This window comes from Rasiella rasia (assembly GCF_011044175.1).
In the GTDB taxonomy this organism is placed as follows: domain Bacteria; phylum Bacteroidota; class Bacteroidia; order Flavobacteriales; family Flavobacteriaceae; genus Marinirhabdus; species Marinirhabdus rasia.
The window spans coordinates 1360471-1374480 of sequence record NZ_CP049057.1; the positions used below are offsets into that span (position 1 = coordinate 1360471).

A 14010-nucleotide genomic window follows, 5' to 3' on the forward strand; every position below is an offset into this window, starting at 1 on the left:
TTATATTTTTGATAAACGCACTAATTGCGTATTTGGTATGAGCAAAAAAAATATAGCAGTAGTAATGGGAGGCTATTCTAGTGAATTTGAAATCTCACTTAATAGCGGAGCAGTAGTTTGTGAATCTTTAGACACAGCACTGTACAACGTCTATCCAGTACATATCTTAAATGAGGGTTGGTTTTTTATTGCTGAAAACGGCCTAAAACAACCTATTAACAAAGATGACTTTAGTTTTATTGTAAATGATAGTGCCGTTGTACCCGATGTAATCTTTAATACCGTGCATGGCACGCCAGGGGAAGATGGTTTATTACAGGCGTATTGGGAATTACTAAAAATACCACAAACCTCTCCGTCTTTTTATGCAAGTGCGCTTAGTTTTGACAAGCGCGATTGTCTTATGGTTTTACAGGGCTTTGGTGTTAAGTGCGCAAATTCATATTATATTAATAGAGGGGTTGATTTTTCTATTGACGAAGTGATAAAAAAAGTTGGCTTACCATGTTTCGTAAAGCCTAACAGAGCAGGCTCTAGTTATGGTATTTCGAAAGTTCAAAGGCAAGAAGATTTTAAAGCTGCCCTAGAAAAAGCCTATACAGAAGATCATGAAGTGTTAGTAGAAACGGCACTTGTTGGCACTGAAGTGTCAGTTGGAGCTTACACCGTTAATGGTGAAATAAAAGTATTGATGCCTACGGAAATTGTTTCGGAAAATGACTTTTTCGACTATGAAGCAAAGTATCTTGGTAAGTCTCAAGAAATTACCCCTGCGCGCATTTCCGAAGAAGAAACAAAACTGGTACAAGCCGAAACCAAACGTATTTATAAACTTCTAAACATGAAAGGAGTGACCCGATGCGAATTTATTCTTCAAGACGGAATTCCTTTTTTCTTAGAAATTAACACAACACCCGGCTTGAGCAAAGAAAGTATTATTCCGAAGCAGGTGCGTGACGCCAACCTTACACTTACGCAATTTTTTGGAACGCTAATAGAAGAAGCAAGTAGCTAAAATAACTTTTGTACCTTGTACTCAAGAATATAAATGATTAACTGTTGAGCCAAACAAACACCATTAGACGCGCTGTTTTCCCCGGATCTTTCGACCCTATAACCATAGGGCATGTAGATATTGTTAAACGGGCACTACCTCTATTTGATGAAATTATAATTGCCATTGGCAGTAATGCAGATAAAAAGTATATGTGGTCGCTTGAAGAACGTATACAACGTATAACAGACGCTTTTCCGCAGCACCCTAATATAAAAGTGATGTCTTATAAAGGGTTGACGGCTGATTTTTGCAAAGAAATGGAGGCCCAGTATATATTACGCGGACTAAGAAACACAATCGATTTTTCTTATGAGCAAACCATTGCACAGGCAAACGAAAAGGTAAATGGTGTTGCAAGTGTATTTTTAATTTGCAGTCCAGAGTATTCTCACATTTCGTCTTCTATAGTGCGAGATATTGTTAGAAATGGTGGTGATGCTAAAAGTTTACTTCCGTAACTAATTAATCTTCTTCGCTCATTTTTAGTGGTACTATCCAAGATAGGTCGTTATAATCACGTTCATCTACTTCGGTTAAATCAACAGTTGGCACTATCATTTGCTGAGCTGGTAGCCCATTAAATTCAACAATAACTTCTGCGGAAATTTTAGGGTTTACAATCCCGTATTGTTTTTCAATTTTAGGCTTCAAATATTTAGCTAAGAGCACCAAGTTAACTGGTCTGTCTACTAAATGTAACGATTGATTATGCGAAATAAACGTCTTTTCCTTGATTTCTCCCGTAGCTCCAGAGGCTCGATCTTGCATTGTCAAGTTAAGTGTAACAACCTTTTTTGCCTGTAATTTCATGCGCCAAGCAAAATGAACGCCGGGTCCATACCATTCGGGATTATTTGAGTGTAATAAATATCGAAATGGAAAAACGAGATGAAAAATCAAAAACACCAACAAAAGCCCCGTAACAAGACCTTTATTAGATTTAGCAAACAGCACATCTGAGTTTTCAACTACAACTGCATCACCATTAGTAACTGTCGCACTAACATCTTTGCTCTTTAGTTGCTTCTTTAAGCGTTTCTTTTCTTTCTGAGAAAGCTTAACAACTTTCTTTTTCTTGATGAACAGTGTATCAGTAAAATTACCTACACGCTCGGGGTTAAAAAATAAGATGGTAGCAACAATCATAAAAAGCGGAAAAACTCCGATATCGTCAAAAAGTAAAGAATTATTCGTAAGGTTAAAAATTAGAATTAATCCTACTGCAAAAAGACGCGTCCTTTTAAAAAGCAATAAAAATACAATGCCTAAATCGTATATAAGTCCGCCGTACTTTACAAATGCTATAAGTGTATCGTTAGAAAACAGTTGTGTTAAAAAATTATTTTTAGAAGCCGATAAAATTTCAGAAACCAAATTTGTGTGCAACCAATTGGACGACAGTTTTGCTATACCTCCAAAAAAGTATGGAAGTGCTATCAAAAACATTAAGATATACTGATGCCACGCTGGAATATACATCTTAGCAATGTCTTTTCTTTTACGTGATTTGATACTATACTTTTCATCGGCACTTATAAAAATCATAACAAAAGCAAACAATGAAAAAAGATAGATATGATTGTTATATAGTGTGCTATCCATAAATGAGAAATAGCTAAAAACGATAAAGAAAAAGCTTATTGCATACCTATACCATACCCCAAGTGTAATACAGACTGTTGAAATTAACAACAAAAAGTGAAGTCCCTTTAAGATTGGTAGTGGCAGTGGCTGTAGAAAAGACAGTTCGTTAAAATAGAAAAGCACCTCTGGCCCAGCAATAAATTGATAGGTATAATCTACTTTAAAATAATAAATAATCTGATAGGTGGCAATTAGCCCAAAAATGATTCTAAAGATGCAAACAATAGAAGGGTTTATTGGTGCGTAGAAAAAATTGGTTAATCTTTTAAACATAGACCGATGATTGTGGTTGTTGAAAGATATAGCTTATCGGTTATATATTAAAATTCTTTGTCAATTTTACCACAAAAAAATAAGCTTGACATGCGCTTGTTAATTATTTAGCTAGGTCAGTTTGGTTATAACACTTGACTTTTACCCATAAAAAAACTCCCCCAACATTGGAGGAGTTCTATTTAATTCGCCATTAAAACTTATAACGTAGCTACGTGCTTCGCCAATTTAGATTTAACGTTAGCTGCTTTATTATCATGGATAATATTATTCTTCGCTAACTTATCGATCATGGACATAACAGCAGGAAAAAACTTTTCAGCTTCCTTCTTATCTGTCATCTCGCGTAACTTCTTAATAGCATTTCGCGTCGTTTTGTGTTGGTAACGATTACGTAAACGCTTTGTTTCGCTGTTTCTAATTCTCTTTAGTGCTGACTTATGATTCGCCATGATGTTTGTTTAATCTAATATTTGTAGTCCGTAGGGGAATCGAACCCCTGTTACCAGGATGAAAACCTGGCGTCCTAACCCCTAGACGAACGGACCATTGTTTTTAAATGCGGATGCAAAAATACAACTATTTTTTTATGTCGCAAATCCCTTTCAAAAAAAATTTAAAAAATTTAATATGCCTTCGCAAAAAGAACACGTCTTTTTGAAGGTTTTCCAGTTACCATACAGCTTCCAGCCTCATTATCATCATCTAATGGTATGCAGCGTATCGTAGCTTTCGTTTCATTCTTTATTTGTTCTTCTGTAGCAGTTGTACCATCCCAATGAGCAGAAATAAAACCGCCTTTATCTTCCAGCACTTGTTTAAATGCGTCGTAAGAATCTACTTTAGTAGTATGTTCAGCTCTATGCGCAATTGCTTTAGTGTACAAATTTTCTTGAATTTCAGTCATTAAGCCTTCTACCACTCCAACCACATCTTCGCGCGCTACAAATTGTTTTTCCAAGGTATCTCTACGGGCCAGCTCTACTGTACCCTTTTCAAGATCTTTAGGACCGATAGCAATCCTAACTGGCACCCCTTTTAATTCATACTCATTAAATTTCCAGCCCGGCTTATGGGTATCTCTGGCGTCATATTTCACGCGTATACCTTTAGTACGCAACTCCTTCTGTAATGCCTTAGCAACCTCGCTAATAGCCTCTAATTGCTCATCGTTTCTATAAATAGGCACAATAACCACCTGATCTGGCGCTAACTTAGGAGGCAGCACCAAGCCATTATCATCACTATGCGTCATTATTAACGCTCCCATCAATCGTGTAGATACTCCCCAAGAGGTAGCCCAAACATATTCTTGTTTCCCTTCTTTGGTAGCAAATTTAACATCAAATGCTTTGGCAAAATTTTGACCTAAAAAATGTGATGTTCCAGCTTGTAGCGCTTTTCCATCCTGCATTAAAGCTTCAATGCAATAGGTTTCTAAAGCACCTGCGAAACGTTCACTTTCTGTTTTAGTCCCTTTTACAACGGGTACAGCCATATGGTTTTCAACAAAATCGGCATAGACATGCATCATTTGCTCAGCTTCCTCCACAGCCTCTTTCTCTGTAGCATGTGCTGTGTGTCCCTCTTGCCACAAAAATTCTGCTGTACGCAAAAACAAACGAGTTCTCATTTCCCAACGCACTACGTTCGCCCATTGGTTAATGAGCAAAGGAAGATCTCTATAGCTCTGCACCCACTTTCGGTAGGTATCCCAAATAATAGTTTCTGAAGTAGGCCTAACAATAAGCTCTTCTTCTAACTTAGCATCAGGATCTACAACTATACCATTTCCATTTTCATCATTTTTTAAGCGATAATGCGTTACGACAGCACATTCTTTAGCGAAACCATCTACATGGCTTGCCTCTTTGCTGAAGTATGATTTTGGAATAAACAATGGAAAATAAGCATTTTGGTGTCCCGTTTCCTTGAACATTCTATCAAGTTCTGCCTGCATTTTCTCCCAAATCGCATATCCGTAAGGTTTTATCACCATACACCCCCGTACCCCACTGTTTTCAGCAAGATCGGCCTTGATAACCAACTCGTTATACCATTTACTATAATCTTCGTTTCTAGTAGTCAAATTCTTTCCCATAGTACGTACTTTGGCACAAATGTTGTGTCTTTGTTAAATAATTAGTACAATCGGGCAAAACTAATTATTTTTACGTAGCCCAACAATAAAATACAACAGTTATGCAAACTAAAAATTTCTCCTCCATCAATGTCTTCCCTTTTCTTTTAATGGGAATACTATCCATCGTTTTAGTTTCTTGTGGCTCTTCTCAATATGCTGCCGAAGACGGCATTTACGGATCTGACCAACAACAAGTAGAAGAAGTAGCTACAACAAATAACTCCAACTACTACAAACAGTACTTTAAAACCAAAGAAGCTGAATATGAAAGCTTACCGGAGGAAGATCTAATCTTTACAGATATAGACTCGTATGTTTCAGAAGAATATATAGACGACGAAGGCTATATAGTAACCAAAGAATCTCAATATGAAGATGGCTATGGGGCATGGGGCAACAACGCAGACAACGTTACCGTAAACATCTACGAAACTGGCTTTAACAACTGGGGCTGGGGAGGCTGGTATGGAAATCGTTGGGGCTGGGGAGGCTGGTATGGTAATGGCTGGGGCTGGGGAGGCTGGTACGGAAATGCGTGGGGCTGGGGCGGCTGGTATGGAAACGCCTGGGGCTGGAACTCGCCTTACTGGTATGGTAATTATGGATGGGGTGGCTATTATGGATGGGGCGGCTATTATGGATGGGGCGGCTATTATGGTGGTCACTACGGAAATGGCTACTACGGAAACAATATTGCCTATAACAGAGGACGACGTAACACTGGAACTGGCAGATACGCTACAAGGACCAATAGAAGCAATAGCTATTCAAGAAATGAAACGGCGAGAAGAAATTACAATTCTGATGCGAGAAGCTCTGTAAGTAGATATAGTAATAGCCGAGGCAATACTGTTAGAAATTCTAGAAGTACAAACTCTCGAGGCTACACGCAAAATAGAAGAGCTACTAACACTCGAAGTATTAACAGAACACAACGAAACACAAACATTCGATCTTCAACTACTCGAAATCGTACAAACACAAGACCCTCTTCAAGCAGTAGGAGATCATCTGGTTTCTCTAGACCTTCATCAAGCTCGCGATCTTCTGGATCTATGAGAAGTTCTGGCGGATCAAGATCGTCTGGAGCTTCTAGGGGTGGAGGCTCACGTCGAGGAGGCGGTCGCGGATAATCTTTTTAATTACATTTTATAACTTACACCTTATGAAAAGAATCTCATTCTTACTCATAGCAGTCTGCGCTATGGCTGTTTCCCAAGCACAAAATAGTACCGACGGACTTCGATATGCAACTGACAACATTAATGGGACAGCCCGTTTTAATGCCCTTAGCGGTGCTTTTGGAGCTCTTGGAGGCGATATGAGTGCCATCTCTATAAACCCAGCAGGAAGCGCTGTATTTCTAGATAATAGCGGCAATGTTTCTTTTGCAATTACAGATGTTGACAACACCGCACGTTATTTTAATAATTCACAAACCAGTGGTGAAAACGAACTTAGTTTAAATCAGGCAGGTATTGTATTTGTTTTTGATAGCCCTAACGACTCAAATTGGAAGAAATTTACAATTGGATTAACATATAACAATACTGAAAATTTCGACAATGATATATTTGCGTCAGGAAGAGGCAATACATCCATCGCATCATTTTTCACAGAACAAGCACAAGGTATACCGCTAGACTTATTGCAGTTGCGATTCGATGAGGGAATTTCAGATTTATATAATTTTTTAGGTGAAACCGAAGGCGTAGCAGCACAAAATGCATTTTTGGGCTATCAAGGGTTTATTTTTGATCCGCTAACAAATGACCCGCGTAATACAGAGTATATAAGTAATGTTTCCAACGGAAATTTTAATCAAGAATACACTTATTTAACTCAAGGGTACAGTGGTAAATACACCATTAATTTTGGAACGCAATACGGTGAAAATTGGTTTTTCGGGATTAACCTGAACTCCCACGCAATTGATTATGACCAGAGCACATTTTTGTTTGAAACTAATAGCAACCCGGGTTCATCTGTAAATCAGATTGGTTTTGAAAACAATCTTTCCGTACTAGGCGCAGGGTTTTCAGCTCAGATAGGCGCCATAGCAAAATTTGAAGATTTTAGATTTGGGCTTACCATAGACACACCTACCTGGTATGAAATTTCCGAAGAAACATCTCAATACTTAGAAACGCAACGTACAGTAGACAATCAAGTTTTTACAGAAATTGTAGACCCAAGAGTCATTAATGTTTTTGAAAATTACAATCTTAGAACTCCAGGAAAATTAACAGCCAGTAGTGCCTATATTTTTGGCAAAAAAGGACTTATTAGCATAGACTATTCCTTCAAAGATTACTCAAATATTGAATTTAGACCTACAAGTGATACTTTCTTTGCCAATCAGAATAACGTTATTGAGAATCAGTTAACAGGAGCTTCCACACTTCGAATTGGTGGTGAATACAGAATCAACCAGTTAAGTCTTCGTGGCGGTTTTATGTATGAACAAAGCCCGTATGTGAATGAGCTTACAGTGGGTGATACTAATGGCTTCTCATTGGGACTTGGATATAACTTCGGAAATTATAGTTTCGACGTATCTTACGCTAGAGCAGAACAGGAAAGACAACAACAACTTTATAATATCGGTCTTACAGATGCAGCTACAATTAATGCTGTAACAAGCAATGTGGTGCTTACTTTTGGTGTGAATCTCTAATTAAAGAACTACCTATAAACAACAAAAGCCTGTCTAAATAGACAGGCTTTTGTTGTTTTATACAATGTGTATTATCTTTTTAAAGTGAAGTGTCCTTTAAACTCCTTTTGGGTTTCGTCTTCTGTATATTCTACCACGAACCAGTAATCGCTAGAAGGCATAGGATTTCCGTTAAAGGTTCCATCCCATCCTTCTCCTGTTGGACTAATCTGCTTAAGCAGTTTTCCGTGGCGGTCAAATATATAAATTTTTGCCGTAGGGTCTGCATCTGCAATACCAATGATATTCCACGTGTCATGGTATCCGTCTAAATTAGGAGTCATAAACCTAGGATAATCCACAACACCTACCGGTACCGTCACACTCCCACAACCATTTATATCTTGTATGGTAACCGTATGACTTCCAGGAGCCACATTGTTAAACATCCCTTCATCTTGGAAGGCTCCATCATCTAACTGGAACTGATACGTCCCTAAACCTTGGGCAGTAGCAGTTATCGCATGCTCTCCTGCAAAGGCACCCGTGGTAACATCTACATCAAATGTCGTTGGAGGTGAACTCAATATCACCGTAGTGGTATAACTCTGCATACAGCCTGTAACACGCTCGGTAACAGTGACCACATAAACACCCTCTTGTGTCGCTATAATTGAAGGACCTACTTCTCCAATAAGTACCGCTCCATTTAACTCCCACAAGAAAATATAATCCTCTGGTGATAACCCTGTATCTAAAACCGGTGGTGAAGGACCTCCAAATTCAGCCTCGATCGGTAACCCATCGGCATCTACACACAACCTATACTCCTCATCTAATGCCAAAATTGGTAATTGCTCCACTTTCAGAATAACTTCAGTAATCGCAAAACAATCGTTGGCGCTATTACTCACACGAGCATAAATCACTTGTGGATTTACAATATTAGTATACGTAGCTCCTAATGGATCTATGTTCCCTTCTGCATTAGCAAGAGTCTCATGATAGGTAAGTAAAAATAACGTCGGATCTTGACCCCCGAGTATCTCATCACGCAACAACTGAGCCTGTGAAGTAGGGTCTGTTGGATCGTCTAAGGTAAAGTCGGCTATACCATCATTAGGGTCTGTATTATCACAAATAGCGTATGGCGCTGCAGGTGTTGTTGCCGTAGCTCCATCATCTACACGTAACTCAAACTCTTGCATAGCAATATAACACTCCGTCTCTATATTCTGTATCCCTACATAGATAGTCTGTGGATTGCTAAGGTTTGTATACGAACCAGGGGTTGTAATTGGATTAAACATAATGGCCGCATCTGCAGCACTCTCATAATAACTAACCGTGAAAAGCGCTGGATCTTGACCCCCGAGTATCTCACCTTCCTTATCGGTAAGGTTAAACAACCCAAATCCAGTGTTAGGTGCCTGACATAAAACCAATGGCGTTACCACTGCGCTAGCATCTGGTAATGGATTCACAATAAGTTCTAATTCTACAATCTCAAAGCACATCTCAGGAATGGTACCATTGGTAACACGTACATAAACAATCTGAGGATTACTTATATTAGGATATGCCCCAGGGGTACCAATAACATTGGTCTGATCTACAGCATCGGTAAAGGTCTCATAATACTCTAAAGTCCAATTCTCACCATTGAGAATCTGAGCCTCGCGTATGGTTAAATCGAATACCTCTACCCCATCGTTTGGATCATTAATATCACAAACCTCAATAGCATCTGGCGAAACAGGTTCTGGATTAGACACCACACGAAGGGTCATGCTTGTAAAGCCTTCACATTCTGTAGTAACATCGTCTACACGTACATAAATCGTCTGCGGGTTAATAGCAGCTCCTGTAACTGGATCTTGGTTTACATACGCCGTAGCTGGATCAATAGCATTGGTCGCATCCTGAGCATCTTCAGGTGTAAGGTAGTAACTTACATTAATACCAATACCAGCACCAGCAATCTCAACATCTTTGGTCGTTAAATCGAAACTAGCAATACCATCATTAGGCTCACCTAGATCATCACACTTAGTAAACGGAATAGGCTGTGTGGCCATAGGTGGCTCACGAACCTCTATCTCAAAACTACCCGTGACAGCACATAGATTCGTGTTATCTGAAACACGAACATAAATAGTCTGTGGGTTGCTAGTATTAGCATATGCCGTAGGTATAGCAATAGCATTAGTACCCGCCTGTGCATCTACTAGTAATTCATAATAACTAACCGTAAAACTCAACGGATCTTGACCATTTAAAATTTCTACTTCTCGCTCTGTTAAATCGAACACCGCAGTACCACCTGATTCACAAGCAATAATTGGCGATATCTCCAAAGGCAAGGTTGGAGAAGGAAGTACAATAAGGTCTAACTCAACAATATCAAAACAACCATTGGTATTAGGAGCCATAGAGAAAACAGCACGCGCGTATACCGTCTGCATGTCGGCTACAATGTTTTGATACGGACTCGTAAGGGCAAACACCCCATCCTGAGCATCTAAAAGTGTTTCATGGTAGGTAACAGTTACACTAGGATCACCTCCTGCAATCTCTGCATCTTTACTGGTAAGATCAAACTGAGCAAAACCATCATTATCCATATCACAAACAACCAAAGGTGTTGGATCTTCTACATCAGGAATGTTATCTACACGTAACTCAAGAACCAACCCGTTTACACCACCTGTTTGTTCACAACCCGTGGTAGCGTTCTCTCCTCGAATATAAATGTTTTGTGGATTGGTTAAATTGGTATATGCCTCTGGTGTCGCAATGGCATTTGTGCCTGCCTGTGCATCGGCCAAACTCTCATAGAAACTAACCACAATACCTATATTACCGCCTGTGATCTCTGCTGTACGACTGGTAAGATCAAAAACCTCCATCTCCTCTCCAGGAGGATCATTCTCATCACATAACGTATAGGCCATAGGCTCATTGAGCGATGGTGGAAGGTTTACAATAAGTTCTAAAGTTGTCTCTGCCAAACAGCTATTGCCTGTATCACTTACTGTCACAAACAAAGTCTGAGGATTACTAATGTTTGGATATGCCGTAGTATTAGCTATCGCAATGGTAAGGGCTGGGTCTTCATAATAGTTCACCACATAAGGACCTCCCGTTAGACCCGCCAAAATCTCTGGCTCAGCATCAGTAAGGTTAAATACAAAAACACCATCTCCATCGGTATCACACTCCTCTAATGGTGAAGGATCTGATATCTCAGGGGTCTCTAAAACTATAAGATCTAACGTTGTAACATTATAACATCCCGTAGCAGTATCGCTCAAACGAACATACACCGTCTGGTTAAAAGGAACTATATTCAAATAAGGACTCGCTAAAGGATCTACATTGTTCTGAGCATTGACCAACGTCTCATGATAGCTAACTACCAAATTACCCGCCGGATTACCATTGACAACCTGATCATCTGCATCTGTCAAAGTAAACTCCCCAAAACCATCGTTGTTGTCATCACAAATTGTAAGAGGATCTGGCTCAAAAATATCAGGACGCTCCACAACGATAAGCTCCATGTCAAATACACCATAACAACCACGACTATTACTCTCTACACGTACCCAGATAACCTCGCCTCCACTCACATAAGGACTCATTAACTCATTAGTAGCATCGTCTGCATCTAACTCGGTAGGATGATACGTAACACTTAAATCTAAATCACCATCGACAATCGTAGCATTCTGAGTATTTAAATCGAAACTCTCAACACCATCTCCATCATTGTCACACTGCCTAAACTCAGGAACCTCAACAAACAACGGAATCGTGTCTAATATCAATGTAAAACTAACAACCGTATAACATCCAGCTATATTCTCTCCACGCGCCCAAATTATCTCACCACCACTTATATAAGCCCCAGGTGTAGCAATAGCTCCAACACCAGCCTCAGCATCTGCCTGACTCGTGTGATACGTAATTGTTAAATTAACCAAAATGTTCGCTATCTCACCATCCTTGCTCGTTAAATCAAATTCCTCTAAACCATCCTCGTCATTGTCGCAAATAATATAATCAGTGACCGGATCTGTAAGAGGTGGACTGTCGTTGACTTTTAAGTCTAAAGCAACAACATTGAAACAATCTGGACTATTTATATTTTCTGCTCTTGCATATACTGTTTGAAATCCTTGCACTATATTAATATACATAGTAGGCGTTGCAATCACGTTCATTGCGTTCTGCGCGTCATTCAAAGTTTCGTAGTATGTAACGACCGCGTCAGGGTTTCCACCTGTGATTTCATTATCTTTTGTTGTCAGGTCAAATTCTGCAAAACCATCATTCGGTAACTCGTCGCAAATTTCATACGGTGTAGGCATATTCAAAGCCGGAGCAATAAAAAATTCAACAATAAAACTATCGGTAGCAAAACATGATCCGCCTGGGCTATTATTATTTTCAACTCGAACAAAAATAGTTTCTGGCGATACGGTTACATCATATGGATTTGGATGTGGGTTTGTATTGTTATCGGCATCTAATTGTGTTGGGTGATAACTCACTGAATAATCTGATGGGTTTTGTCCGTTTAATGCTTCCGCATTTTTTAGTGCAACTAGGTTTAAAGTCACCATACCATCTGAATCCTGATCACACAAATCAAGAATATCTGTCATTGGTCCTGCACTAACTGGCGAGAATTCAATATTAAATTCGTCTGTCGCAAAACACGTACCTGACAAATCTTGAATTCTAACATAGATTACTTCTAAAGGAGGTGTTGCAATTGGGTATGCAGTATCTGGCATAATTGGGTTTGCCCCGGTATCGGCGTCTGCCTGACTATTATGGTAAGAAAAGGTAAACTCGGCTGGATTTTGTGTTCCTAAAACTACTGCATTGTTTACTGTAAGGTCGAACTCACCTAAATTTACACCATCATCACACTGAAACAAATCATCTGCAGGATTTTCAATAATAGGCTGTGGATAATAGTTAATGTCTACACTATCTGACACAACACAGGTTGGATCTCCTGGATCAAATACTTCAACAGTATAAGTTCCAGAATTAGGAGCAGTTACTAAAAATGTATTATCATCGACAGTAGATGGTCCTTGAGAAACGGCATTATAAAACCACTCATAAGAAAGCCCTGTTAACCCAGTATTCGCATCTAACAAAATTGGATCTGTATTACAGGTTTCTACGTCGGGACCTAAATCTGCTGAAAAATTTCCGAAGGTAATTTCAATATCATCTTCGAGTACAACTACGTCCCCATTACAAGTATTGTTATAAGTTACACGTGCTGTGTAGGTTGTAGTTCCACAAGGAACGCATACATTAAACACTGGGTCTGTACTCACTACGGTTCCCATGTCGTCTAGCCATTCAAACACATAAGTCTCTGTACCAACTGGACTGAAACTCCAGGCTTCATTATTAGTGGTCCATGGAGAATCACTTGTATTTCTTCCAGGGGGTACATAGGCTGTATCACCTGCATTATTTTGAATACCCACCGCAGCATTTCCGTCATTCCACGTTGTACAAGTTGGCTTATCTCTTATGTAAATTTCGATTACGTTAGAGTATTCATAAAACACAGCCATGTGTGTTGCTTCCATTGAATTACAAGATCCTGAAAACATGGCAACTTCAAAATAAGAAACCACAAGAACTCGGTTAGGGAAGGTTCCTAAAACTTCGTATCCAATTTCATTATTTGGATTAATACCAGGGTGAATATCGTGTACGGGTGTAAATACATTTGCTTCGGCTAGTGTTGCATTTGTATTGTTTGGTAAATCTTCACTAAAAGCCCAACCATTAGTTGTATCACCAGCATCAACATCAAAGCGAATTACTCCATTTGAGCCTACTTGAAAATCTTGCTCCAAATTTCCGAAGAAACAAAAATCAAAAGGCAATGTATCTACTGGAGACCAAACATCGTCTGTAGAAATATCGATTGAATTTGCCAAACCGTCAAAGGCAAAGGGCGGATTATAAGGAATTGAATTTACGGCATACGTAGAACCAGAGGTGTCAAACGTTTCAAGAAATGTTGCAGTAATCGTTGTACATCCTCCAGACCCTGGTATTAAAGCTTGATCGGGTCCAGCATCAACAAATAAAGAACCTGGGCCTTGCGCATTCATAGCTGCAAATGAAAATAAGAGTATAATAGACGCAAAGAACGAGGTGGGGTAAGTCTTTTTCATATTTTTTATTATAATC

8 protein-coding genes and 1 tRNA gene are annotated in these 14010 nt (G+C 39.2%); 4 read left to right on the plus strand and 5 right to left on the minus strand.

The annotated features are described in order from the left end of the window. Positions 1 to 37 precede the first annotated feature (37 nt). Positions 38 to 1015 carry a D-alanine--D-alanine ligase gene (locus G5B37_RS06100; protein WP_164679172.1) on the plus strand — a complete coding sequence of 326 codons (978 nt, stop codon included), beginning with the start codon at positions 38 to 40 and terminating at the stop codon, positions 1013 to 1015. A gap of 62 nt (positions 1016 to 1077) precedes the next feature. Next, entirely contained in the window at positions 1078 to 1515 is a 438-nt protein-coding gene (coaD, locus tag G5B37_RS06105; RefSeq protein ID WP_164680894.1) for a pantetheine-phosphate adenylyltransferase, read from the plus strand. 4 nt (positions 1516 to 1519) lie between these two features. On the opposite strand, the gene G5B37_RS06110 is transcribed toward coaD, so the two are convergent. The 4 genes from G5B37_RS06110 to proS all read right to left on the minus strand — a co-directional run bounded on the left by G5B37_RS06110 (position 1520) and on the right by proS (position 5075). After that, complete coding sequence (locus tag G5B37_RS06110; protein ID WP_164679173.1) at positions 1520 to 2974, minus strand: HTTM domain-containing protein; 1455 nt, start codon at positions 2972 to 2974, stop codon at positions 1520 to 1522. 200 nt (positions 2975 to 3174) lie between these two features. Then, complete coding sequence (gene rpsT / locus G5B37_RS06115) at positions 3175 to 3426, minus strand: 30S ribosomal protein S20 (RefSeq protein ID WP_164679174.1); 252 nt, start codon at positions 3424 to 3426, stop codon at positions 3175 to 3177. A gap of 24 nt (positions 3427 to 3450) precedes the next feature. Further along, a tRNA-Glu gene (locus tag G5B37_RS06120) sits at positions 3451 to 3522 on the minus strand. A 77-nt stretch (positions 3523 to 3599) separates the two neighbouring features. Then, entirely contained in the window at positions 3600 to 5075 is a 1476-nt protein-coding gene (proS, locus tag G5B37_RS06125; RefSeq protein WP_164679175.1) for a proline--tRNA ligase, read from the minus strand. A 101-nt stretch (positions 5076 to 5176) separates the two neighbouring features. On the opposite strand from proS, the gene G5B37_RS06130 reads away from it, so the two are divergent. Then, positions 5177 to 6250, plus strand: coding sequence for a hypothetical protein (locus G5B37_RS06130; RefSeq protein ID WP_164679176.1), 1074 nt, complete (start codon positions 5177 to 5179; stop codon positions 6248 to 6250). A gap of 32 nt (positions 6251 to 6282) precedes the next feature. After that, positions 6283 to 7794, plus strand: a complete 1512-nt coding sequence (locus G5B37_RS06135; protein ID WP_164679177.1) for an OmpP1/FadL family transporter — start codon at positions 6283 to 6285, stop codon at positions 7792 to 7794. A 71-nt stretch (positions 7795 to 7865) separates the two neighbouring features. On the opposite strand, the gene G5B37_RS06140 is transcribed toward G5B37_RS06135, so the two are convergent. After that, on the minus strand, positions 7866 to 13994 hold the full coding sequence (locus tag G5B37_RS06140) for a T9SS type B sorting domain-containing protein (RefSeq protein ID WP_164679178.1): 6129 nt from the start codon (positions 13992 to 13994) through the stop codon (positions 7866 to 7868). Positions 13995 to 14010 lie beyond the last annotated feature (16 nt).